The organism is Streptomyces megasporus, from assembly GCF_000718985.1.
Lineage (GTDB): Bacteria > Actinomycetota > Actinomycetes > Streptomycetales > Streptomycetaceae > Streptomyces > Streptomyces megasporus.
On sequence record NZ_JODL01000003.1, the window covers coordinates 154,654 to 178,932 of the forward strand.

General features: G+C 73.1%; 18 protein-coding genes and 1 pseudogene. 12 read left to right on the forward strand and 7 right to left on the reverse strand.

What is annotated here, in order from left to right:
• The first annotated feature begins 91 nt into the window (after positions 1-91).
• Together polA and IF47_RS0104245 are read left to right on the forward strand one after the other, a co-directional pair.
• Complete coding sequence (gene polA, locus IF47_RS0104240) at positions 92-2,830, forward strand: DNA polymerase I (RefSeq protein ID WP_031506732.1); 2,739 nt, start codon at positions 92-94, stop codon at positions 2,828-2,830.
• A gap of 361 nt (positions 2,831-3,191) precedes the next feature.
• On the forward strand, positions 3,192-4,598 hold the full coding sequence (locus IF47_RS0104245) for a lytic murein transglycosylase (protein ID WP_078591557.1): 1,407 nt from the start codon (positions 3,192-3,194) through the stop codon (positions 4,596-4,598).
• A gap of 94 nt (positions 4,599-4,692) precedes the next feature.
• Here IF47_RS0104245 and hrpB read toward each other — a convergent pair whose 3' ends face one another.
• Both hrpB and IF47_RS0104255 read right to left on the reverse strand, forming a co-directional pair.
• Complete coding sequence (hrpB, locus tag IF47_RS0104250) at positions 4,693-7,323, reverse strand: ATP-dependent helicase HrpB (RefSeq protein WP_031506735.1); 2,631 nt, start codon at positions 7,321-7,323, stop codon at positions 4,693-4,695.
• Positions 7,324-7,364: 41 nt separating this feature from the next.
• Positions 7,365-8,186 (reverse strand): class I SAM-dependent methyltransferase, encoded by an 822-nt coding sequence (locus IF47_RS0104255; protein ID WP_031506736.1) that lies wholly within the window; start codon positions 8,184-8,186, stop codon positions 7,365-7,367.
• A gap of 406 nt (positions 8,187-8,592) precedes the next feature.
• Between IF47_RS0104255 and rpsA the strand changes: the two genes are divergently transcribed.
• The 4 genes from rpsA (at position 8,593) to IF47_RS0104275 (ending at position 12,730) form a co-directional block, all read left to right on the forward strand.
• Positions 8,593-10,086: a 30S ribosomal protein S1 gene (gene rpsA / locus IF47_RS0104260; RefSeq protein WP_031506737.1), complete on the forward strand. Its 1,494-nt coding sequence runs from the start codon at positions 8,593-8,595 to the stop codon at positions 10,084-10,086.
• Between the two features lie 332 nt (positions 10,087-10,418).
• Positions 10,419-11,402, forward strand: coding sequence for a PAC2 family protein (locus IF47_RS0104265; RefSeq protein WP_037731913.1), 984 nt, complete (start codon positions 10,419-10,421; stop codon positions 11,400-11,402).
• Between the two features lie 148 nt (positions 11,403-11,550).
• Positions 11,551-12,162 carry a dephospho-CoA kinase gene (coaE, locus tag IF47_RS0104270; protein WP_031506741.1) on the forward strand — a complete coding sequence of 204 codons (612 nt, stop codon included), beginning with the start codon at positions 11,551-11,553 and terminating at the stop codon, positions 12,160-12,162.
• A 196-nt stretch (positions 12,163-12,358) separates the two neighbouring features.
• Positions 12,359-12,730 carry a tetratricopeptide repeat protein gene (locus IF47_RS0104275; RefSeq protein ID WP_031506742.1) on the forward strand — a complete coding sequence of 124 codons (372 nt, stop codon included), beginning with the start codon at positions 12,359-12,361 and terminating at the stop codon, positions 12,728-12,730.
• Positions 12,731-12,732: 2 nt separating this feature from the next.
• Here IF47_RS0104275 and IF47_RS0104280 read toward each other — a convergent pair whose 3' ends face one another.
• Complete coding sequence (locus IF47_RS0104280; RefSeq protein ID WP_051716964.1) at positions 12,733-13,515, reverse strand: hypothetical protein; 783 nt, start codon at positions 13,513-13,515, stop codon at positions 12,733-12,735.
• 234 nt (positions 13,516-13,749) lie between these two features.
• On the opposite strand from IF47_RS0104280, the gene IF47_RS0104285 reads away from it, so the two are divergent.
• The 3 genes from IF47_RS0104285 to IF47_RS0104295 all read left to right on the forward strand — a co-directional run bounded on the left by IF47_RS0104285 (position 13,750) and on the right by IF47_RS0104295 (position 16,002).
• On the forward strand, positions 13,750-14,526 hold the full coding sequence (locus IF47_RS0104285) for an HNH endonuclease family protein (protein WP_031506744.1): 777 nt from the start codon (positions 13,750-13,752) through the stop codon (positions 14,524-14,526).
• Positions 14,527-14,687: 161 nt separating this feature from the next.
• On the forward strand, positions 14,688-15,335 hold the full coding sequence (locus IF47_RS0104290; RefSeq protein WP_031506745.1) for a S1 family peptidase: 648 nt from the start codon (positions 14,688-14,690) through the stop codon (positions 15,333-15,335).
• Positions 15,336-15,630: 295 nt separating this feature from the next.
• Positions 15,631-16,002 (forward strand): hypothetical protein, encoded by a 372-nt coding sequence (locus IF47_RS0104295; protein WP_031506747.1) that lies wholly within the window; start codon positions 15,631-15,633, stop codon positions 16,000-16,002.
• Between the two features lie 436 nt (positions 16,003-16,438).
• Here IF47_RS0104295 and IF47_RS0104300 read toward each other — a convergent pair whose 3' ends face one another.
• The gene (locus tag IF47_RS0104300; RefSeq protein WP_031506748.1) at positions 16,439-17,116 is read right to left on the reverse strand and encodes an AIM24 family protein; all 678 of its coding nucleotides are present in this window, start codon (positions 17,114-17,116) and stop codon (positions 16,439-16,441) included.
• A 159-nt stretch (positions 17,117-17,275) separates the two neighbouring features.
• On the opposite strand from IF47_RS0104300, the gene IF47_RS0104305 reads away from it, so the two are divergent.
• Both IF47_RS0104305 and IF47_RS0104310 read left to right on the forward strand, forming a co-directional pair.
• Positions 17,276-17,740, forward strand: a complete 465-nt coding sequence (locus IF47_RS0104305; RefSeq protein WP_078591558.1) for a type II toxin-antitoxin system PemK/MazF family toxin — start codon at positions 17,276-17,278, stop codon at positions 17,738-17,740.
• A 121-nt stretch (positions 17,741-17,861) separates the two neighbouring features.
• Positions 17,862-18,578, forward strand: coding sequence for a PIG-L deacetylase family protein (locus tag IF47_RS0104310; RefSeq protein WP_211257163.1), 717 nt, complete (start codon positions 17,862-17,864; stop codon positions 18,576-18,578).
• A gap of 30 nt (positions 18,579-18,608) precedes the next feature.
• On the opposite strand, the gene IF47_RS0104315 is transcribed toward IF47_RS0104310, so the two are convergent.
• The 3 genes and pseudogenes from IF47_RS0104315 to IF47_RS0104330 all read right to left on the reverse strand — a co-directional run.
• Positions 18,609-19,937 carry an MFS transporter gene (locus IF47_RS0104315; RefSeq protein WP_051716969.1) on the reverse strand — a complete coding sequence of 443 codons (1,329 nt, stop codon included), beginning with the start codon at positions 19,935-19,937 and terminating at the stop codon, positions 18,609-18,611.
• 205 nt (positions 19,938-20,142) lie between these two features.
• Positions 20,143-20,703 (reverse strand): methylated-DNA--[protein]-cysteine S-methyltransferase, encoded by a 561-nt coding sequence (locus IF47_RS0104320; protein WP_051716972.1) that lies wholly within the window; start codon positions 20,701-20,703, stop codon positions 20,143-20,145.
• Positions 20,704-20,983: 280 nt separating this feature from the next.
• A pseudogene (locus IF47_RS0104330) lies at positions 20,984-21,877 on the reverse strand (glycerophosphodiester phosphodiesterase); the annotation flags it as partial.
• A gap of 167 nt (positions 21,878-22,044) precedes the next feature.
• Here IF47_RS0104330 and uvrB point away from each other — a divergent pair.
• Positions 22,045-24,186 carry an excinuclease ABC subunit UvrB gene (gene uvrB / locus IF47_RS0104335; protein WP_031506756.1) on the forward strand — a complete coding sequence of 714 codons (2,142 nt, stop codon included), beginning with the start codon at positions 22,045-22,047 and terminating at the stop codon, positions 24,184-24,186.
• Positions 24,187-24,279 lie beyond the last annotated feature (93 nt).

Genomic DNA, 24,279 nt, shown 5'->3' on the forward strand with positions numbered 1-24,279 from the left:
ACCGAGGATCCTGCCACGCGCCGGCGACATGCGTCACCGGTGCGGAGGTGGTCCGGAAACGATTGTCGGCGGTGCGTGGCAGGATCGGGGCGTGGCCAACAAAGCATCGACAGCGACCGCAACACCGACAGAGCCGACAGCGCGGACGGGGAAGCGTCTGCTCCTGCTGGACGGGCACTCCCTCGCCTACCGGGCGTTCTTCGCGTTGCCCGAGGAGAACTTCTCCACCACCACGGGCCAGCCGACGAACGCCGTCTACGGGTTCGCCTCGATGCTGGCGAACACGTTGCGTGACGAGGAGCCCACTCACCTCGCCGTCGCCTTCGACGTGTCGCGCACGACCTGGCGCACGCACGAGTTCGCCGAGTACAAGGCGAACCGCTCCAAGACCCCGGACAGCTTCAAGGGCCAGGTCGAGCTGATCGGCGAGTTGCTGGACGCGATGAACGTGCGCCGGTTCGCGGTGGAGGGCTTCGAGGCGGACGACGTCATCGCCACCCTGGCCACACAGGCGGAGGCCGAGGGCTTCCAGGTGTCGATCGTCACCGGCGACCGCGACTCCTTCCAGCTCGTCAGCGACGCGGTCACGGTGCTGTACCCCACCCGCGGGGTGTCGGAGCTGACCCGCTTCACCCCCGAGAAGGTGGAGGAGAAGTACGGCCTGACGCCCCGGCAGTACCCGGACTTCGCCGCGCTGCGCGGCGACCCCTCGGACAACCTGCCCGGCATCCCCGGCGTGGGCGAGAAGACGGCGACGAAGTGGATCAGGCAGTTCGGTTCCCTGGACGAGCTGCTGGAACGCTCGGACGAGGTCAAGGGCAAGGTCGGGGAGAAGCTGCGCGAGCACCTGGACTCCGTCAGGCTCAACCGGCGGCTGACGGCCCTGGTGCACGACGTGGAGCTGCCGGCCGCCCCGGCGGACCTGGCGCGGGCGCCGTACGACCGCGCGGCGCTGGAGGTGGTGCTGGACGCGCTGGAGTTTCGCAACACCGGCTTCCGTGACCGGCTGTTCGCCGTGGACCCGGGCGCCGCCGAGGGGGAGACGGCCCCGCAGGACGGTGTGGAGATCGACGGCACGGTCCTGGGCACGGGCGAGCTGGCGCCCTGGCTGGCCGAGCACGCCGCGCCCGGCGCCGGACCGCTGGGCCTGGCCACGGTCGACACCTGGAAGCTCGGCGCGGGCGGCGTCGTCGAGATCGCCCTGGCCACGGCCGCGGGGCCGGCCGTGTGGTTCGACCCCGCGCGGTTGGACGAGGCCGACGAGAGGGCGTTCGCCGCGTGGATCGCCGACGGGGAACGGCCGAAGGTGGTGCATGACGCCAAGGCGCTGATGCGGGTCTTCGCCGAGCACGGCTGGCGGATCGACGGCGTGACGATGGACACCGCGCTCGCCGCCTACCTGGTGCAGCCGGGCCGCCGCTCCTTCGCGCTGGACGCCCTGTCGGTGGAGTTCCTGGGCCGTGAGCCGGCGAAGCCGGCCGAGAGCAGCGGGCAGTTGACCCTCGGCGCGGACGAGGAGGCCGAGGCGGACGCGCTGATGAGCCGGGCCCGCACCATCCTCGATCTGGGCGGGGCGCTGACCGGGCGGCTCGAGGAGGTGGGCGCGGCCGACCTGTTGAAGGACGTGGAGCTGCCGATCTCCGAGCTGCTGGCGCGGATGGAGCGCGCGGGCATCGCCGCGGACCGGGCGTGGCTGGAGGACATGGAGCGGCAGTTCGCCGCGGCCGTCCAGCAGGCCGTGCGGGAGGCCCACGCCTCGGTGGGCCACGAGTTCAACCTGGGCTCGCCCAAGCAGTTGCAGGAGGTGCTCTTCGGCGAGCTGGGCCTGCCGAAGACGAAGCGGACCAAGACGGGCTACACCACCGACGCGGACGCGCTGACGTGGCTGGCGGCGCAGACCGAGCACGAACTGCCGGTGATCATGCTGCGCCACCGCGAGCAGGCCAAGCTGCGCACCACCGTCGAGGGCCTGATCAAGACGATCGCCGCCGACGGCCGCATCCACACCACCTTCAACCAGACGGTCGCCGCGACCGGGCGGCTGTCGTCGACCGACCCGAACCTGCAGAACATCCCGGTGCGGACCGACGAGGGCCGGGCCATCCGCCGCGGCTTCGTGGTCGGCGAGGGGTACGAGTCGCTGCTGACGGCCGACTACAGCCAGATCGAGCTGCGCGTGATGGCCCACCTGTCGGAGGACGAGGGCCTGATCGAGGCGTTCACCTCAGGCGAGGATCTGCACACCACGGCCGCCGCCCAGGTCTTCGGGGTGCCCAAGGACCGGGTGGACCCGGAGATGCGTCGCAAGATCAAGGCCATGTCGTACGGGTTGGCCTACGGGCTGTCGGCCTTCGGCCTGTCGCAGCAGCTCGGCATCACCGCCGACGAGGCGCGCAGGCTGATGGACGCCTACTTCGAGCGCTTCGGCGGGGTCAGCGACTATCTGCACCGGGTGGTGGAGGAGGCGCGGGCCACCGGGTACACCTCCACCATCCTCGGCCGCCGCCGCTACCTGCCCGACCTCAACAGCGACAACCGTCAGCGCCGCGAGATGGCCGAGCGGATGGCGCTCAACGCCCCGATCCAGGGCACCGCCGCGGACATCGTGAAGATCGCGATGCTGAGGGTGGACCGGGCGCTGAACGAGGCGGAGCTGCGCTCCAGGATGCTGCTCCAGGTGCACGACGAGATCGTGCTGGAGGTCGCCCCGGGCGAGCGGGAGGCCGTGGAGGAGCTGGTGCGGCGGGAGATGGCCGGGGCCGTCCGGCTGCGGGCTCCGCTGGACGTCTCCGTGGGGTCCGGCGAGAACTGGGAGAACGCCGCCCACTGATGGGAGAACGCCGCCCACTGAAAGGAGGCGGCGGATTCGGCCCGGTCCGCCGGACGGGCCGCGAACGGCCGGGTGCCGCCCGTGTGGTGGGGAAACCGTACGGGCGGCGCGCGGCCGAGTCCGGCGGACCGAGGGCCACGGGGGGTGAACATCCGGTGGAGCGGTCGTGTCCGTCGCGAAGCCGGGGCGGGGCGTGGTGGATCGGGTGCCCAACTTGCCGTAGTGTCACGACCGTTGCCGCTCGTGGGGGAGCGGAGCGGTCGACGTGCCGGGTGCACGGGACGCACCGGGCACACAGGACGGGCGCGGCGGAGCACGGCCGCGCGGCAGTACGGAACGGCAGCGTGGAGGGGTCTGGCAGATGACGGCTCGACTCGGGGGCAAAGGGCTCGGAGGCAGGGTCCGCAGAGGCGTGACCAGCACCGCGATCGCGGCGGCGGCGATGGCCGCGCTCACCGCGTCGCAGGGGCCCGGTCTGGAGTTCGTCCAGCCCGGCGGCAGAGACGCCGGCACCTCTCCGGAGGCGTCCGACCTTCCCGCCGACGGCAACTCCCCCTATCACACCGAACTCCCGCCGCTGGTGAAGCCGGACGAGCCGGACGCGTCCAAGGACCTGCCGGACGTCTCCGGCCCGTCGGAGTCGGGCATACCCGCCACCGTTCTGGCCGCCTACAAGAAGGCGGAGCGGGCCCTGGCCGGCGAGCGGCCCGGCTGCAACCTCTCCTGGCAACTCCTCGCCGCGATAGGCAAGGTGGAGTCCGGGCAGGCCCGCGGCGGCGCGGTGGACTCCGAGGGCACCACTCTCAAGCCGATCCTGGGGCCGGCTCTCAACGGCGTCGGCTTCGCGCACATCTCGGACACCGACGGCGGCGCCTACGACGGCGACACCCGGTACGACCGGGCCGTCGGCCCGATGCAGTTCATCCCGTCCACCTGGGCGAGTTGGGGAGCGGACGGCAACGGCGACGGCCGGAAGGACCCCAACAACATCTACGACGCCGCGCTCGCCGCCGGACGCTACCTGTGCGCGGGCGGCAAGGACTTGTCGAACCGGGCCGACCTGGAACGGGCCATCCTCAGCTACAACCAGTCGCGGGAGTACCTGCGGACGGTCCTGTCCTGGCTGGAGTTCTACCGCAAGGGCGTCCACGAGGTGCCCGACGGCAAGGGCGTGCTGCCCGAGAGCCCCGGCGCGGGCAACGAATCCCGGCCCGCCGAGCCGAGCACGGCCCCCGACTCCCGGTCGAAGGGCGGGAACGGCGGCTCCGAGAACGGCAAGGACGGCCAGGACGGCAAGGGCGAGGACGACGGGAAGGACCCCTCCCCGCAGCCCACCGCATCCGAGAGCGGCAGCGTGCAGCCCAAGCCCACCAAGACACCCACCCCCCTCCCCACCGGGCCCGGCATCCCCACGCCGACCGAGAAGCCCACCAAGCCGGGCGAACCCACCACCTCGCCCACCCCGACGCCCCCCCCGACGCCGACGCCCACCCCGACCTGCCCGGCCGACCCGGAGCCGGAGCCCACCGACTCCGAGGAGCCCACCGCCTCGCCCACTCCCACCCCGACCCCCACGCCCACCGGGACGGACGGGGCGGAGGAGCCGGACGAGTCCGGCGAGCCCGGGGACCCGGAGAGCCCCTGCGGCGGCCCGGAGGACGAGGACGGCGAGGAGGGCAAGGGCGAGGACGACGGGAAGAAGGAACCGGCGCCCGCCCCGTCCGCCAGCGGCAGCGTCTCCGGCGTGCTGGGACGGTCGGGCGAGTAGCCCCACCGGCCCCACCCGGCCCCGACACCGCGACGGCCCGGGCCGCCCCGCCGGAGAAGGCGGGGCGGCCCGGGCCGTCGGCGGTCGGCGGTGGTCAGCGGCCGTCGGACCGTCCGCCCCGCGCCGCGGCCGCCGTCCGCCGGGTCGGCTCCGCGGTGCTCGGGTCCTCGGGCCAGGGGTGCTTGGGGTACCGGCCCCGCAGTTCGGCCCGTACCGAGCGGTAGCCGTCCCGCCAGAACGACGCCAGGTCCGCCGTCACGGCAGCGGGCCGTCCCGCGGGCGACAGCAGGTGCACCAGCAGCGGCACCCGTCCACCGGCCAGACGGGGCGCCTCCTGCCAGCCGAACAACTCCTGCAACTTGACCGCGAGGACCGGGCGCTCGCCGCCGTAGTCCACCCGTATCCGCGACCCGGAGGGCACCTCGATCCGCTCCGGCGCCAACTCGTCCAGCCGGGCGGCGTCCCCCGTGGCCCACGGCAGCAGAGCGGTCAACAGCCGTCCGACGTCCGCCCGCTCCAGGTCGGCCCGGCGCCGCGCGCCGTCCAGGACCGGGCCCAGCCACTCCTCCGCCCGCGCCACCAGCGCCTCGTCCGACACGTCCGGCCAGGGCTCGCCCACCTCCCGGTGGAGGAAGGCCAGCCGCTCCCGCAGCGAACGCGCCTCCCGCGTCCAGTGCAGCAGCTCCGGCCCGACGCGCCGCAGCCCGTCCAGCAGCGCGGCCCGCACCCGCGCCGGATCGGGCTCCGCGAGAGGGGAGGAGGCCAACTCGATCGCGCCCAGCCGTTCCACGCGCCGGGCGACCACGTCACCGGCGTCCCCGGCGCCGCCCCCGCCTCGCCCGGCGGACCAGAGCACCTCCTCCTCGCGGGAGTACAGCGCCCCGGCGGCCCGGCGCGCGGTGTCCTCGTCGATCACCGCAGCCAGCCGCACCCGCGCGGAGGCCGCTCCCACCGGACGGTCCGCGACGGCGACGGCCAGCCAGGGCGCCTCCCGCAGCCCGGAGCCGGGGGCGAGGTCCGCGCGCGTTCCGGAGGCCATCAGATACGCCCGCTCGCCCCGGGAGCGCGCCACCCGCTCGGGGAAGGCCAGTGCCACCACCAGGCCCGCGGCCACGTCGTCCGGCGGAACGCCGGCGGGGTCGGCCCCCCGTCGTGCCTCCTTCGGCAGGGCCTCCGTCAGACGCCGCGCCTCCGTGCGCCAGCGGGCGGCGTACGCGTCCCCGCCACGCCGTGCGGCGCGCCACGCGGCCGTGACCTCGTCGCCGTACTCCCGGGGCGGCTCCTCGCTCAGCAGCGCCACCACCTCCGCCGCCCGCCGGACCCCCACCAGGGGCGCTCCGTCCAGCAGGGCACGCGCCAGCCGGGGGTGGAGGCCCAGGTGGGCCATCGCCTCCCCGCGCCCCGTGGCCCGTCCGGCCGCGTCCACGGCGCCGACCGCGCGCAGCACCTCGCGGGCCGCGGCCATCGCGCCCGGGGGCGGCGGGTCGGGCAGCGCCAGACCGCGCGCCTCCGGGTCGCCCCAACAGGCCGCGCGCAGGGCGAACGCGGTGAGGTCCGCGACCGCGATCTCGGGGGAGGGGAACCGCGGCAGCCGCCCGTGCTCGGCCTCGGTCCAGCAGCGGTACACCACGCCCGGCGCCTCGCGTCCGGCCCGGCCCGCGCGCTGCTCGGCCGACGCCCGCGAGGCCCGCACCGTCGTCAGGGCGCTCAGCCCGCGGGCGTGGTCGGTGCGCGGCTCGCGGGCCAGACCCGAGTCCACCACCACCCGCACCCCGGGGACGGTCAGGCTGGACTCGGCGACCGACGTGGCCAGCACCACCCGGCGCCGCCCGGCGGAACCGGACAGCACCGCGTCCTGGACGGCGGCCGGGGCCCGCCCGTGCACCTGGAGCACCTCGGCGTCCACGCCACCGTCCGCGCTGCCGTTCACGCCGCCGTCCGCCCCGCCTCGCAGCAGGGCGGCCACCCTCGCGATCTCCCCGACACCGGGCAGGAAGCACAGCACGTCGCCGTCCTCCTCCCGCAGCGCCCGCCGCACCACGGCCGCCACGTGCTCCAGCAGGGCCGGGTCCACCCACATCCCGTGGGCGGGACGCACCGGGCGGAGCGCGGGGGGAGGCGTCCACACCACCCGCACCGGGTGCGTCACGCCGGGTGTCTCCACCACCGGCGCGTCCAACAGCCGTGCCCAGCCCTCGGCGTCGGTGGTCGCCGAGGCGGCGACCAGCCGCAGCTCTGGCCGCAGCGCGGCCCGCACGTCCAGCAGGAAGGCGGCGGCGGTGTCCGCGTCCAGGTGCCGCTCGTGGCACTCGTCCAGCACCACCACGTCGACCCCGGGCAGTTCCGGGTCGCGCTGCAGGCGCTGGAGCAGCACCCCGGTGGTCACCACCTCCACCGCGCACTCCGGGCCCACCACGCGCTCGCCGCGCACGGTGAACCCCACGCGCTCCCCCACCCGTTCGCCCAGGAGCCAGGCCATCCGCCGCGCCGCGGCCCGCACCGCGATGCGGCGGGGTTCGGCCACCACCACACGCCGGAGGGGACGGGGGCGCCCGAGGCCCTCGGGGGACGTCGGACCCGCCAGGGCCAGGGGCACCAGCGTGGTCTTGCCGGTGCCCGGGGGAGCGCACAGCACCGCCGCCCCGCGCGCGGCCAGCGCGTCCTCCAGGGCGGGCAGGGCGGAACGCACGGGCAGTCGGTGAAGGGCGTCGGTCCGCAGGGGCATGCTCCCATCCTCCCCCCAGCCTCGCAGCGCCCCCGCGGGCCTCAGTCGCGTTCGCAGACGAAGACCGCCGTGCCCGGGATCAGCCGTCCGCGCAGCGGGGACCAGCCGCCCCACACCTGCCGGTTCCACTCGGGCCACTCCGGTTCGACCAGGTCCACCAGACGGAACCCGGCGGCGACGACGTCGCGCACCCGGTCGCCGAGCGTGCGGTGGTGCTCGACGTAGACGGCCCGTCCCCGTTCGTCCTGCTCCACGTACGGTGTGCGGTCGAAGTAGGAGGAGTGGACCGTCAGCCCCTCGATCCCGGGTTCGTCGGGGAAGGCCCAGCGGATCGGGTGGGTGACGGAGAAGACCCAGCGTCCGCCCGGCCGCAGGACACGGCGCACCTCGCGCATCACCCGCACCGGGTCGGCGACGAAGGGCAACGCCCCGTAGGAGGAGCACGCCAGGTCGAAGGAGCCGTCGGCGAAGGGCAGGGCGCCGGCGTCGGCCTGGACGAGGGGGAACGTCGGCGCGCCGGGGACGTCCCGGGCGAAGCGCAGCGCGTGCCGGAGCTGCCGGTGCGAGATGTCCAGGGCCACCGGGCGGGCCCCGCGGGTCGCCAGCCAGCGCGAGCACTGGGCCGCTCCGGCGCCGACCTCCAGCACGGACCGTCCGGCCAGCTTCTCCGTCGGGCCCAGCAGGCGGGCCCGCTCCTCGTCCAGCCCCTCGGGCCCCCACACGAAGCGGGCGTCGCCGAGGAAGTCCCCGTGCTCGCGCTGGTAGTCGTCCGCGTTGCGGTCCCACCACAGGCGGCTGGCCCGGACGCTCTCGGTGTGGCCGGCCTCGCGGCGCGTGACTTCTGGTTCGCTCTCTTGGTTCATGCTGCCCGTCGTCGTAACCTGCGGTCGGAAGTCGCCGCCGGGGCCTCGTCGGGCGCCGGGGGCGTGCCGGGCCTTGTGGGAAAGCACGAGGGTGGGCCCGGAAAGACCCTCCCAGGCGGTGACATCCGCCTGGTATGAGAGTTAAGTCCCTCGTGTCCTTGTTCGCGCATTGACCATGCACGGCTGCCCACGTATGCTACAAGTTGCGCTGCGGGCCTGCGCGCCTCGGACGGAGCAGGTCGCGCTCGTATCTGTTGTATGTCCCCTCGGTTGTCGAGGTGCTTGTGATTTCCTCGGAGATCTTCGGTGAAGCGCCTCGCAGGCTGTCCGGCTTCGGCAGTGCGATAAGGGCTCTCGGCGTAGCAGTACCTACGACTTCAATGTCCGTACCGGAGCCCTTTTCCACATGACGAGCAGCACCGAGACCACCGTGACCACCCCGCAGGTTGCGGTTAACGACATCGGTTCCGAGGAAGCCTTCCTCGCCGCGATCGACGAGACGATCAAGTACTTCAACGACGGCGACATCGTCGACGGCGTCATCGTGAAGGTCGACCGGGACGAGGTCCTGCTCGACATCGGCTACAAGACCGAGGGTGTCATCCCTTCCCGTGAGCTGTCGATCAAGCACGATGTCGACCCGAACGAGGTCGTCGCCGTCGGTGACGAGATCGAGGCCCTGGTCCTCCAGAAGGAGGACAAGGAGGGCCGCCTGATCCTCTCGAAGAAGCGTGCCCAGTACGAGCGGGCCTGGGGCACCATCGAGAAGATCAAGGAAGAGGACGGCATCGTCACCGGTACCGTCATCGAGGTCGTCAAGGGCGGCCTGATCCTCGACATCGGCCTCCGCGGCTTCCTCCCGGCCTCCCTGGTCGAGATGCGTCGCGTCCGCGACCTCCAGCCGTACGTCGGCAAGGAGCTCGAGGCGAAGATCATCGAGCTGGACAAGAACCGCAACAACGTGGTTCTCTCCCGCCGCGCCTGGCTGGAGCAGACGCAGAGCGAGGTCCGTCAGACCTTCCTCACCACCCTGCAGAAGGGCCAGGTGCGCTCCGGTGTCGTCTCCTCGATCGTCAACTTCGGCGCCTTCGTGGACCTGGGCGGCGTCGACGGTCTGGTCCACGTCTCCGAGCTGTCCTGGAAGCACATCGACCACCCGTCCGAGGTCGTCGAGGTCGGCCAGGAGGTCACCGTCGAGGTCCTGGACGTCGACATGGACCGCGAGCGGGTCTCCCTGTCGCTGAAGGCGACCCAGGAGGACCCGTGGCAGCAGTTCGCCCGGACTCACCAGATCGGCCAGGTCGTGCCCGGCAAGGTCACCAAGCTGGTGCCGTTCGGCGCGTTCGTCCGCGTGGACGAGGGCATCGAGGGTCTGGTCCACATCTCCGAGCTGGCCGAGCGCCACGTGGAGATCCCCGAGCAGGTCGTCCAGGTCAACGACGAGATCTTCGTCAAGGTCATCGACATCGACCTGGAGCGCCGCCGCATCAGCCTCTCGCTGAAGCAGGCCAACGAGGCCTTCGGCCCCGACCCGCTGGCGGTCGAGTTCGACCCGACCCTGTACGGCATGGCCGCGTCCTACGACGACCAGGGCAACTACATCTACCCCGAGGGCTTCGACCCGGAGGCCAACGACTGGCTGCCCGGTTACGAGAAGCAGCGCGAGGAGTGGGAGCGCCAGTACGCCGAGGCGCAGCAGCGCTTCGAGCAGCACCAGGCGCAGGTCCTCAAGTCCCGCGAGGCCGACGCCCAGGCGGAGGCCGAGGGCACCGGTGGCGGCGGCGGCCAGCAGGCCGGCGGCGGCTCGTACTCCTCGGAGTCGGGCGACAACTCCGGGGCCCTGGCCTCGGACGAGGCCCTGGCGGCCCTCCGCGAGAAGCTCGCGGGCGGCCAGAGCTGACCCGAGCCGGTCGGCCGGTCCTCGGATCGGCCCCGGCACATGACGACGCCTGAACAGGGCCCGCTCCCGTTTTCCGGGAGCGGGCCCTGCGGCGTTGCCGGGCTCCCCCGAAGGGCACCGACCGAGAGCCCCGGCCGGAAGCCCGACCGGCGGCACTGCCGGAGCCCGCCGGACGGACCGGCGCACCGGACGTGGCACCATGCGTGACCGGGCCGGTGACCACCGGCCCCGGCACTCCCGTACGAGGAGGTCTCCCGGCCGTTCGACCGCGGGGAATGCGCGCTCGGCGGCGGACGTTGCCGACGGACAAGGAGCGATACAAAGGAGCGGCAGTGCTGGATCCGCAGGATCTGTACGAGTGGGAGGCGGCCGGCCTGAAGGAGGCCGAGGCGGCCGTCGGAGAGCCGGGCAGCGCCGGGCTCGTCATGCTCTACCACTTCGAGGGCTTCATCGACGCCGGGGAGACCGGCGGCCAGATCGTCTCGCGGCTGCTGGACCACCGGCCGCACCTGACCGTCGCCCGTTTCGACGTGGACCGCCTCGTCGACTACCGCGCCCGCCGCCCGGTGATGACCTTCCGCCGCGACCGGTGGGTGTCCTACGACCGACTCCGGCTTGAGCTGCGGCTGCTGCGGGACGCCACCGGCACTCCCTTCCTGCTGCTCACCGGACCCGAGCCGGACGTGGAGTGGGAGAGGTTCGTCGCCGCCGTGCGTCAGATGGTCGAACGCCTCGGCGTACGGCTGGCGGTCACCTTCCACGGCATCCCCATGGGCGTCCCGCACACCCGCCCCGTCGGCCTCACCCCCCACGGCAACCGTCTGGACCTCACCCCCGTGCGCCAGACCCCCTTCGACGAGGCGCAGGTGCCCGGAAGCGCCGCCGCGCTGCTGGAGTTCCGGCTCTCCGAGGCGGGCCACGACGTCCTGGGCTTCGCCGCGCACGTGCCGCACTACGTGGCCCGTTCCACCTACCCCGACGCCGCCCTGGTGGTCGTCGAGTCGATCACCTCGGCCACCGGGCTGGTCCTTCCGGAGGTCACCCACGCGCTGCGTTCGGACGCCCACCGGGTCCAGGACGAGATCGAGCGGCAACTGGCCGAAGGGGACGGCGAACTGGTCGCGGTCGTCCGCGGCCTGGAGCAGCAGTATGACGCCATGGCCGGGGCCGAGACGCGCGGCAGCCTGGTCGCCGAGCCCGTGGAGCTGCCGTCCGCCGAGGAGTTGGGCGAGGTCTTCGAGCGTTTCCTCGCCGAACGCGAGAACGGCGGCGGCGCCGATCCGGACGGCGGGGACGGCCCCGAGAGTCGGCCCTGAGCGCCGCGGCGCCGTGGGCCCGGGCCGTTCCTCGACGGCTTTCGGGGCTCGGATAGGGTGAGGGCGCCGTGGCGGGAGGTCCGCCGCGGCGCACGGCCCCGCGCGTGACGCGGGGAGCGAGCGGGCACCGAACGGGTGGAGGCACGACATGCTCTCCGTGGGGCTGACGGGCGGAATCGGCTCGGGCAAGAGCGAGGTGTCGCGCCTCCTCGCCGAGCACGGGGCCGTGATCGTCGACGCCGACAAGATCGCACGCGAGGTCGTGGCGCCCGGCACCCCGGGACTCGCCGCCGTGGTCGCCGAGTTCGGCGAGGAGATCCTCGCTCCGGACGGCACCCTGGACCGCCCCCGGCTCGGCGCCATCGTCTTCGGCGACCCGGAGAAGCGGAAGGCCCTCAACGCGATCGTCCACCCGCTGGTCGGCGCCCGCTCCGCCGAGATCCAGGAGGCGGCCGGCGAGGACGCGGTCGTCGTCCACGACGTGCCGCTGCTCGCCGAGAACGGTCTCGCCCCCCTCTACGACCTGGTGATCGTCGTCGACGCCTCCACCGAGACCCGACTCGACCGCCTGGTGCGCCTGCGCGGCATGACCGAGGCGGACGCCCGCGCCCGGATGGCCGCCCAGGCCACGCGCGAGCAGCGGTTGGCCGTCGCGGACGTCGTCATCGACAACGACGGCCCGCTGGAGAGGCTGGAGTCCCAGGTGGCGGACGTGTGGCGGCGGTTGGACGAACGGGCCCGCGAAACCCCCCGCGCTTGACCGGGGCGCGGGACGGGAAGACTCACCCGCACGGGAATACGCCCGTGGCGCCGACGCGTTCTCGCAGCGGTGCACCACGGCGTCCGCGGTGTCCCACCGGATACCGCGTGGCGCCCCGCGACCACAACACGTACCCGAGGACCGCTCCCTCCGCGACGAGCACGGACACGGAGAGGGCGGACAAGGAGGGGCCGACGTGCCCGAAGCCACGCCCGAGACCCATGTCATCCAGTTCCGCGCCGCCGAGCAGTTGCTGGCCGCCCGAGACCCCAGGGGTGCGCTGAAGCTCCTGGAGTCGGTGGTCGAGGCCTTCCCGGAGAAGGTCTCCGTCCGTCTGCTGCGGGCCCGGGCCTTCTTCCTCAGCGCCCAGTTGCGGGCCGCCGAGAAGGAGTTCCGGGTCGTCCTGGAGCGCGAGCCGGACAACTCCTACGCGCACTACGCCCTCGGCCGCACCCTGGAGCGCGCGGGCCGGGACGACGAGGCGCTGCGCCACTTCCGTCTCGCCGCGGCGCTGGACCCCCGCCCGGACTTCTGGGAGGCGGCCCGGTTCGGCGACCGCGCCGCCTGAGATCACCCCCGAAGGTCCGTCGCCCCCGGCATGGCCGGCCCCAGTGAGCCGGTCATGAAGAACGTTCCCTCCACCCACTGACCGGCCACCGGGGCCTTCGCCAGGTGGGCGTCGGCGGCGGCGACGTCCACCTCGATCCCGCCGAGCGTCCGCACCCGCAGCCGGTGGAAGACCCCGCCGCCGATCTCGCTCTCGACGCGTTCGACGGCCGTCACCTCGCCCGCGAACAGCGCGTGCGCCGTCGGTGCCCACTCCCGCCCCGCGTCCTCCGGACGGAACAGCCCGACGGGAACGAGGAAGTCCGGCGCGAACCTCGGTTCCCGGCCGCCCTGCGCCGCGTCGTAGGCCGCCGCGTCCGCGTGCAGTTCGATCCGCTCGGCGAGCGCGCTCAACCGCAGGTGTCCCTCCGTGGGCGCGCCGTCCCCGCCACGGGCCAGGGCGCGCGGCTCGGCACGGTCGGTCAGTTCCACCGGCAGCGGACACAGCGTCTCCCCGCCCTCGCCGTCCAGCAGCTCCACATGCGTCGTCCCGTCCGGCGTCGGCGTGATCCCGCGCACCGGCACCGGCGTCCCACGGGGCACCAGGCAGGGCAGGACGTACCGCAGCACGCCCTCGCCGTCGATCTCCAACTCGACGCGCGCGCCTCCCGCGCCCGTCCACACCACCCGCAGGGCCCCTCCGCCGACGGGCTCGGCCCGGCCGAGCCCGTACAGTCGGCGCAGCAGCTCGCCGTACTCGCGCCGGCCGCGCACCTCGAGTCCGATGGCGCCGAAACGACTCGCCATGTCGGAACACCCCCGTGGGAAAGATCACCGTGACGGTCACCCACCGTTCCGCCCCCGTCGCCGTCCGGCAACGGATTTTCCCCGGGGCGGGGACGGAAGCACGGGCACGGGAGGGCATCGACGGCGACGTCCCCGGCACCCGACCGTCCCCGCGGCGTGCCGGAGCGGTACGGTCTTCGCACAGCTCACACCGGAAGTGGTGTGCCATGGCGTGCCGGGAGGCACACGAGGGACATGAGACACATGGTGGGCAGGGGACGAGTCGGTTTCATCGGTCTGGTGGGGGCGTCGGTCGCCGTGGTGTCGACCATCGCGGGGTGCGGTGTCCTGGAGGACGGCGATTCCTCGTCCGGGCTCGGAACCACCGCGTCGCACGGACGGGCCGTCAGCCCACTGGAGAACCCCGACGGCACGGAGCCCGGTCTCGCGCCCGTGGTGGAGCCCGAGGAGAGGGCCGAGGCGCGAGAGCTGATCGAGGAGTTGGTCACCAGGGGACGGGGACCCAGGACGGGCTACGACCGGGACGAGTTCGGGTACGCCTGGATGGACACGGCCGACGGGGTGCCGTGGGTGCGGAACGGATGTGACACCCGGAACGACATCCTGAAACGCGACGGTCAGGAGCTGCGGTTCCGTTCCGGCTCCGACTGCGTGGTCGTCTCCATGACGCTGGCCGACCCGTACACGGGCAAGGAGATCGCCTGGCGGAAGCAGGACGCCGCCGAGGTGCAGATCGACCATGTGGTGCCGCTGTCGTACGCCTGGCAGATGGGCGCGGCTCGCTGGGACGAGGGGAAGCGGCAGCGGCTCGCCAACGATCCGTTGAACCTGCTGCCGGTCGAGGGCCGCGCCAACTCGGCGAAGGGCGATTCCGGTCCGGCGTCCTGGCTGCCGCCGAACAAGTCGATCCGGTGTGCCTACGCGGTGCGTTTCGCGCAGGTCGCCCTCGAGTACGAACTGCCGGTGACGGCCGCGGACAAGCGGATGATGGCGAAGCAGTGCGACGGATGACGTGCCGCGCGGGGCGAAGGTAACGCCCGGCCACGGAGACTGACGGCTCGTCGTGTAGCGACACGTCGGTTCCTCCCGACGCGGTCTGTCGGTTCGGCGGCGGCTGCCCCACCATGGGGGCACCGACGCACGATCCCACCGCTTCCCCACCGGGAGGAACCGTGAGACGTCCACCCCTCCTCGCGACCCTGACGGCGATCCTGACCGCCCTCGCCGCCGTGTTCTCGGCCGCCCCCGGCGCGTCGGCGACGCCGATCGCCATACGCGGCGGCGACACCCTGTACGGCGACGGCACCCGATGCACGGTGAGCTTCAACGCCCGCGGCGGCGGCACGTACTACGGCATCATCGCGGGGCACTGCGCGGGCACCGGCACCACCTGGTACGCCGACGCGGCCCGCACCGTGCCCGTCGGCACCACCGCCGGGAACGGACTGGTCCGCTACACCAACACCGCCCTGTCCTACCCCGGCGAGATCAACCTGGGCGGCGGCGCCGTCCAGGACATCACCGGAGCCGCCGCTCCCCGATACGGGCAGTCCGTCTGCCACCTCGGCCGATCCGGCGGGCTGCGCTGCGGAAGGGTCACCGGGCTCAACCTCACGATCAACTACGGCGGCGACATCGTGACCGGCCTGTTCCGCACGGACGCCTGCACCGAGGCGGGCGACGCAGGCGGCCCCACCTTCTCCGGCACCACGGCCCTCGGCGTGATCGTGGGCGGCAGCGGAAACTGCTCCTTCGGCGGCACCACCTTCCACCAGCCGATCACCGAGTTCCTGGCGGCCCACGGACTGAGCCTGTACTGACGGCCGCCGGCGGCTCGTCGGCCGCCCCGACACGTCGACACCGGCGATCGCCGCGCGGCGGCGGGGACGGGCCCGGTCGGAGCGGCCGGACTTCCGGGGAAGGGGATCTCCGCTCAATGTCGTAGGGAGAGTACGACGGCGGGGCGCGCCGGGGGAGACGAAAGACGGACTTTCCAAGGGAGGGCGACCACAACCCCGCGCGCCGGCGTCGCCTCCGGGACGGCGGAGGTACTGTGCGGCGCCGAACCAACGGTACTGGAGGCGGGGGTCTGTGGGCACGACACGGCGAACGGTTGTGGCCGCGACGGTGGTGGCCGGTGTCCTTCTGCTGGGCGGCTGCGGCCGGGAGCCCGGCACGGAGGGACGGGACGGCGGCGCCGCGAAGGAGTCCGGGGTCGGCGAGAGCGAGCGGGGCATTCCCCCCGAGCTGGTGGGGAGTTGGAGCACGGACCACTCGAACGAGTTCGAACCGACCATCCACGGTTTCTACGAGGACGGATTCTTCACGAGCGAGATCGGGGCGACCAGGATCACGGGCCGGTACGAGGTCAGGGGCGACACGATCCTGACCCGACCCGACGAGGGGGAGCCACAGATCTACGCATGGCGCATGGGAGAGGACGGCTGTCTGTACCTCAACGGCGCCAGACACTGCCCGTACTCCTAGGAAGGACCGGGAAGGCCCTTCCCGGAACGCTCCGGGACACTCCGGGACGTGGCGGGGTCGGACGTCCGGCCCCGCCACGACGGCGTCGGGGCCTCGGGAGCCTCAGCGCGTCAGGGGAGGCACCGGATAACCGCACAGCCGTCGACAGACGACGGCCCGACGGGAACCGGACCGGTGCCCGGCCTCGACCACGGGGCGTCCGGCGTGCTCTCTCCCTCCCGCCGGACGGCACCGGTCCCGGTTCGGCCGGGGAGGCGACGACTCGTTGAAACGGCAGAGACGGGGAGCCACTCGGGACGGAAAGCGGGGGGAAGGCGACACCCTCACACCGTATCGGTCCCGGCCCCGTCCGGAACATGCCGTGTGAGGACCCGCACATCTCCCCGGCCGTCCTCGGGGGTCCGTCCGCTGGGGCCCGCCCGCGGCGGAACCGCGGTCAGCCCGACGTCTGCTCCCCCGGCCGGGTCTCGCTCGGGCGGACGATCACGAACCCCTCGCCGTCCAGACGGAGTTGGACGACCTCCCCGGAACCGCCGCGGAGCATCGAGCCGAAGCTCTGCGAGCGGTGCAGGGACGTGGCCAGAGAGGTGCTCCAGCCGACCACCGCGTCGGTGTCGACGAAGACGGGCTGCCCGGGGGAGACGGGGATGACGATGGGATGGCCGTCACAGACCAGGCCCAGCCTGCCCTGCCCGGTGAAGACGCTGTTGAACAGACCGCCGCCGACCATGCCCACGCCCTTGACGACCTGTATCTCGTAGCCGAGGCTCGCGTCGAAGCACAGCACGTTGCGCCCGTTGAGGGTGAGGCTGTCACCGGGCTCGAAGTCGACGATGAAGCAGTTGGCCGCGTCATGGGCGAACCACGCCTCGCCCCGCCCGCGGACGGCCATCAGGGGCAACCCCTCGCCGGTGATGGTCCGCTTGAGGAACTTGCCCACCCCCTGCCCCTTCCGCTCGAACCGCAGATCGCCGCGGAAGGCGATCATCGAACCCTGCCGGGCGTGGCACTCGCCGTCCACCACGTACCTGATCGACTTGGGGTTCTGCAGGGACATCCCCGGAGCGGTGGCCGGCCGGACGGTGTTCTCGGAGGCGAAGAGATCGCTGCGCATGGACCGTATGCTTCCTCATCCCCCCACGGCCGACCACAGCGCCGCACCCGGCGGTCGCGCGACGGTGTGCGGCACGCGCCGGACGCGGACACGGGCGCGGAGCCGCGGATGGCCGTACGCGCCGTGTGGGACACGGAGCGCCACCGTTAACGTGGGCCCATGGCGATGGACGAGGCGCAGACGGTCGACGAACTCCGGGAGAACCCGGGCCGGTGGGGCCCGACCGCGACCGTCGAGGCACGGATGGACGAGTTGGGCGCCGTACGGACGGTCTACGCGCCCGACCCGGACGGCGACCCCGACCCCGGCGAGATCGTGTGGACCTGGGTGCCCTACGAGGAGACGGACGGGAGGGGCAAGGACCGCCCCGTCCTCGTCGTGGGCCGCGAGGCGGCCGGGACCTTGCTGGCCGTCCAGCTCTCCAGCAGACCCCGGGACGGACACCGCGACTGGATGCCGATCGGCTCCGGGCCGTGGGACCGCTCCGGACGCGACTCGTGGGTGGACCTGGGCCGGGTGCTGAGGCTCCACCCGCTGGGGATGCGGCGCGAGGCGTGCGCGCTGGACCGGGCGAGGTTCAACGCCGTCGTGCACCGCATCCAACAGTTGTACGGCGTGCGCTGACCCGTCCGCGCGGCGTCACACCGGCAGACCGTCACATTCGCGCACCGTCCGCCGACGCACCGTCCGCCGACGGACCGTCACCCGTGAACCAGGAGGCCCTGTGGAAGACCGGCTCGTCCCCATGCCCGAGGACTGGCGGCGCGCGCTCGCGATCGTCGCCCACCCGGACGACCTGGAGTACGGCGCCGCCGCCGCCGTCGCGCGCTGGACCTCGGCCGGGAAGGAGGTCGCCTACCTGCTGGTGACGCGAGGCGAGGCCGGGATCGACACCATGGAACCGGCGGAGGCGGCACGCGTGCGCGAGGCGGAGCAGCGGGCGAGCGCGGCCGTGGTCGGGGTGGAGAGCGTGGAGTTCCTGGACCACAAGGACGGGGTGATCGAGGAGGGCGTCGCCCTGCGCCGCGACCTGGCCGCCGCGATCCGCCGTCACCGCCCCGAGGTGGTCGTCACCCTCAACCACCAGGACACCTGGGGGCGGAACTGGTGGAACACCCCCGACCACCGGGTCGTCGGGCGCGCCGTGCTGGACGCGGTCGGGGACGCGGGCAACCGCTGGATCTTCACGGACCTGGCCGAGGACGGCCTCCGGCCCTGGGACGGGGTGCGGTGGGTGGCGGTCGCCGGATCGCCGGAGCCGACGCACGCCGTGGAGGTGGGAGAGGAGGACGTCGAGCGGGCCGTCGCCTCGCTCGCCGAACACCGCGCGTACATCACGGCGCTCAGCGACAAGGAGCCCGCCGAGTACGCCCGCGAGATCATCACCGGCGCGATGGACGAACTCGCCGGCCGCACCGAGGGGCGGCGGGCCGTGGCCTTCCGGCTGTACCCGAGAGGCTGAGGCGCCCGCGTCCTCCGCCGGCCGGCCGCGTCACCGGCCTTCCGCGGCCGGCCGGCGGGCCCGGGCGAGCAGGACGAGCGCGACGACCGGCAGGAGCAGGGCGGCTCCCATCACGTTGAGCCAGCCGTAGCCCGCCCCGGCGACGACGAGGCCGGAGAGCGCGCCGCCCGCGCCCGCCGCGGCGTTCATGGCCAGGTCGGACAGCCCCTGCACGGCCGCGCGGGTCTCCTGCGGCACCGAGTCGGTGAGCAGGGTGGACCCGCCGACCAGCCCCGCCGACCAACCCAGACCCAGGAGGAACAGGCCCGCGGCGCTCTGCACGTGGTCGCCGTCCGCGGTGCCCGCCAACAGCGCCGCGCACGCCGACAGCGCGACGCCGATCGAGATGAGGGAGAACCGGCCGAGCCGGTCGCAGAGCCGGCCCATCACCGGGGAGAAGGCGTACATGCCCGCGATGTGAACGCTGATCACCAGGCCGATCAGCTCGATGTCCGCGCCGTGGTGACCGAGGTCGACCGGCGTCATCACCATGATCGAGACCATGGTGGTGTGGGAGCACGCGACGGCGGTCAGGGCCAGCCGGGCGTGCGGCGACGCGGCGACGGCGGCCAGTCCGGCCCGCAGCGACCGGCGCTCGGCCGACGCGGCGGAGGGCGACGCGGCGGCGGCCAGGGCACGGGCGGTGAGCAGGGGGTCCGGGCGCAGCAGGGCGAACACCAGCGCGGCGGCCAGCAGGAAGACCGCCCCGCCCCACAGGAAGGGACCCGCGGCCTCGGGGATGCCCAGGCCGGCCACGGCACGTCCGGCGGGAGCGGCGATGTTGGGGCCGAGGACCGCGCCGACGGTCGTGGCCCACACCACCGTGGAGATGGCCCGGCCGCGGTGGGCGGGCTCGGCGAGGTCGGCGGCGGCGAACCGGGCCTGGAGGTTGGCGGAGGACCCCGCCCCGAAGACCGCCGTGCCGAGCAGCAGCAGCGGGAAGTGACCGGCGACGGAGGCGAGGACCACGATGCCGCCGCCCACCGCGCCGACCAGGTAGCCCGCGGTCAGGCCCGCGCGGCGACCGCGGGCCGCCGTCAGGGCGGCGAACGGCAGGGAGAGCACGGCCGTGCCCAGGACCGAGGACGTCGTCGCCAGCCCGGCCAGTCTCTCGGAACCGCCGATCTCCTCGGCCAGCACGGCGGCCAGGGCGATGCCCGTCGCCACCCCCAGACCGCCCAGGATCTGGCTCACGACGAGCACGACGGTGGTGCGGCGGCGCAGCGCGGCCGGCCCGCCCCCGGACGGGAGCGCGGCGGTGCCGAGGGATATGTCCGAGGGGCCGTCGGAGGCGTCGGCCGCTTTGGAGGTGTCGGTCACGGTGGGCAGTCTGCCAGGGAACCGAGGCCCGGGAAGGGGCGCCGAGGGCGGTTCGCCGAGGGAGGAACCTCCCCGGAGGTGCGTCGGGGGAGCGCGCCCGGCACCGCCTCCGCACCGCCTCCATCCCGCTTCCGCACCGACTCCGCGCCGGTTCGAAACCGGCTCGGGGCCGCTCGGAACAGCGGGGCGAGAACAGCGGCGCGGGTCAGAACAGCGGCGCGGGAAGGACCCCCTCCAGCGCGAGCAGGGCCCGTTTGGTCTCCAGCCCGCCGCCGAAGCCGCCGATCCCGCCGTCGCTCTCCACCACCCGGTGGCACGGGACCACCACCGGCAGCGGGTTGGAGCCCATGGCGACGCCCACCGCGCGCGCCGCGCCCGGTTCGCCGACGCGGCGGGCGAGGGTCCCGTAGTCGACGACGGCGCCGTACGGCACGGACTCGGCCAGGACCCGCAGCACCCGCCCGTTGAACCCGGACGTCGACGACCAGTCCAGGGGCACGGAGAACTCCCGCAGCTCGCCGCGGAAGTAGGCGTCCAGCTCACGGGCCGCCCGAGCCGGCACCGGAGCGTCGTCGTCGCGCACGGGTTCGGCGCCCAGCCGTCCGGCGAGTCGGCTCAGGGCGCGGCGCACCGTCGGCCCGTCGGCGTGGAAGACGACGTTCACCAGCCCCCGTCCGGTCGCCACGAGCAGCAGCGGACCGATCGGGGTCTCCCGCACCGTCCACACCGGGGGCGCGGGCGTGGGCCCGGCCGAGGTCTCGGTCATGTCCCCGAGCCTACGGGGCGCCGCCGACGGCCGGCGCCCTCGTCCCCGGCTCCCGTTTTGACGCTCAGCTCGGGAGGACGCCGCGGAGCAGGTCGCCGACGCCCGCCAGGCGGGAGTCCACGAAGGAGTCGGTGTCGGTCGCGGTGCCCCTCCGGGCCTCCTCCCGCGCCTCCTCGGCGTCCTCCCTGGCGTCCTCTCGTGCTTCCTCGGCCTCCTCTCGTGCTTCCTCGGCCTCCTCCCGAGCCTCTTCCCGCGCTTCCTCGGCGTCCTCCCCGGAAGCGCTCCGGGTGGCGTCCCGGATGACGTCGGGGTTGTTGGAGATGATCCCGTCCACGCCCATCCCGGCGACCCGGCGGGCCGTCTCCGCGTCGTTCACCGTCCAGGTGAAGACCTCCAGCGGCTTGCCGTGCGGCCCCTTCAGCGCATGGACCTCCCGCACGTACTCCGCGGACAGGGCCGTGTGGGGCGGGTTGATCTGATCGGCGAACTGCGCGTACCGCGGCAGGTCGCCCACGGCCGGGGTGCCCAGGAAACCGGTCTTGACGTCCGGGGCCAGCCGGTGGACGGTGCGCACCGAGTCGGCGCCGAAACTCTGGACGATCAGCTTGTCCCGCACGTGCCGGCGGTCCAGCCAGCCCTCCTGCCGCAGCTCCCGCAGGATCTCGGCCTCGATGCCCGGGTACAGCTCGGGCTTCTTGATCTCCAGCAGCAGGTTCTGGCCGGTGCGGTCGAGGCGCCGCAGGTACTGCTCCAGGGTGGGCACCCGCTGGCCCGCGAACCGCGGGGCGAACCAGCTTCCCGCGTCCAGCCGGGCGATCTCGGCGGCGGTGAAGTCCGCGACCTTCCACGGGGCGCGGTCGGGGAAGAGCTGCTCGACGTTGGTGGTCCGGGCCAGGTTGTCGTCGTGCAGGACGACGAGTTCGCCGTCCTTGGTGCGCTGCACGTCGTTCTCGACCCACTCGATGCCCAGCGCGTGGGCGGCGTCGACGGCGGCCAGGGTGTTCTCGGGGGCGTAGGCGGAGGCGCCGCGGTGCGCGACGGGCAGGGGGGCCCGCCCGTCGGCGGCGGCCGGGGCGTCCGTGCGGGGCGCGGCCTGGGCGGGGACGGCGGCGAGGACGAGCGCGCAGAGGCCGGCGAGTGAACCGGTGACGACGGCGGCGGGGCGTAGGGACACGGGGACTCCTCACGTCTTCGGTGCACTGACCTCAAGAGCATTCCGGCATTCGGGGGCGGATACATGGGCGAGAAGTGGACAGAACCTGAACGCTCCAAGGAAGCCCCCCGCCCGCCGGTGGCCCGGTACCGGCACCGGTTGTCGGTGGAGCGCCGTACCGTGGGGGCATGCGGCCCGTGACTCAGATCGAACGCAAGGTGGCGCCCTTCGAGGTCGTCAGCCCCTACCGCCCCAGCGGTGACCAGCCGGCTGCCATCGACGAGCTGGAGAAGCGCGTCAAAGCGGGGGAGAAGGACATCGTCCTGCTCGGCGCGACCGGCACCGGCAAGTCGGCGACCACCGCGTGGATGATCGAGAGGCTCCAGCGGCCGACCTTGGTGATGGCCCCGAACAAGACGCTCGCCGCCCAGCTCGCCAACGAGTTCCGCGAGCTGCTGCCGAACAACGCCGTCGAGTACTTCGTGTCGTACTACGACTACTACCAGCCCGAGGCGTACGTCCCGCAGACGGACACCTACATCGAGAAGGACTCCTCCATCAACGAGGAGGTCGAGCGGTTGCGGCACAGCGCGACCAACTCGTTGCTCACCCGGCGCGACGTCGTGGTGGTGGCCTCCGTCTCGTGCATCTACGGCCTGGGCACCCCGCAGGAGTACGTCGACCGGATGGTGCCGTTGAGGGTCGGCGAGGAGATCGACCGGGACGAGCTGCTGCGCCGCTTCGTCGACATCCAGTACACCCGCAACGACATGGCGTTCACCCGCGGCACCTTCCGGGTCCGCGGCGACACCATCGAGATCTTCCCGGTGTACGAGGAGCTGGCCGTCCGCATCGAGATGTTCGGCGACGAGATCGAGGCCCTCTCCACCCTCCACCCGATCACCGGCGAGGTGATCTCCGACGACGAGGAGCTGTACGTCTTCCCCGCCTCCCACTACGTGGCGGGCGCCGAGCGCATGGAGCGGGCCATCGCCGGGATCGAGGCGGAGCTGGAGGAGACCCTCGCCCGCATGGAGCGGCAGGGCAAGCTGCTGGAGGCCCAGCGGCTGCGCATGCGGACGACGTACGACATCGAGATGATGCGGCAGATCGGCACCTGCTCCGGCATCGAGAACTACTCGCTGCACATCGACGGCCGTGAGAAGGGCTCCCCGCCGCACACCCTGCTCGACTACTTCCCCGATGACTTCCTGCTGGTCATCGACGAGTCCCACGTCACCGTCCCGCAGATCGGCGCCATGTACGAGGGCGACGCCTCGCGGAAGCGGACACTGGTCGACCACGGCTTCCGGCTGCCGTCCGCGATGGACAACCGGCCGCTGAAGTGGGAGGAGTTCCTGGAGCGCATCGGGCAGACGGTCTACCTGTCCGCCACGCCCGGGCAGTACGAGCTGTCGCGCTCCGACGGCGTGGTGGAGCAGATCATCCGACCCACCGGGCTGGTCGACCCGGAGGTCGTGGTCAAGCCCACCGAGGGGCAGATCGACGACCTGGTGCACGAGATCCGCACCCGCGTCGAGAAGGACGAGCGGGTCCTGGTCACCACGCTGACCAAGAAGATGGCCGAGGACCTCACCGACTACTTCACCGAGCTGGACATCCGGGTCCGCTACCTGCACAGCGACGTGGACACCCTGCGCCGGGTGGAGCTGCTGCGCGAGCTGCGCGCCGGCGAGTACGACGTGCTGGTCGGCATCAACCTGCTGCGCGAGGGACTGGACCTGCCGGAGGTCTCGCTGGTGGCCATCCTCGACGCCGACAAGGAGGGCTTCCTGCGCTCGGGCACCTCCCTGATCCAGACCATCGGCCGTGCGGCGCGCAACGTCTCCGGCCAGGTGCACATGTACGCCGACAAGATCACTCCGGCGATGGAGAAGGCCATCGAGGAGACCAACCGGCGCCGGGCCAAGCAGATCGCCTACAACGAGGCGAACGGCGTCGATCCCCAGCCCCTGCGCAAGAAGATCAACGACATCGTGGCGACGATCGCCCGCGAGGAGGTCGACACGCGGGAGCTGCTGGACACCGGCTACCGCAAGTCGGGCGCGGGGGAGGGGCGCGGGGGCCGGGCCCCGGTGCCCGCGCTCGGCCGCGAGGCGCGCGGAGACGGCGCCGGATCGGGCGGCAAGGGCGCCGGGCGCCCCACCGACCGTCCCGCCGCCGAACTCGCCGAACTCATCGAGGAGATGACCGAACGCATGCGGGCTGCGGCGGCCGAGCTGCAGTTCGAGGTGGCCGCCCGCCTGCGTGACGAGGTGAGCGAACTGAAGAAGGAGTTGCGGCAGATGAAGGAGGCGGGCCTGCGATAGCGGGAAGTGTTGCAAGAGCGACACAAAGCCGCTCGACGCCGTCCGGGGTGTCCGCCGCGGTGCGTAGGGTTCGAGGCAGCCGTCGGTGATGAC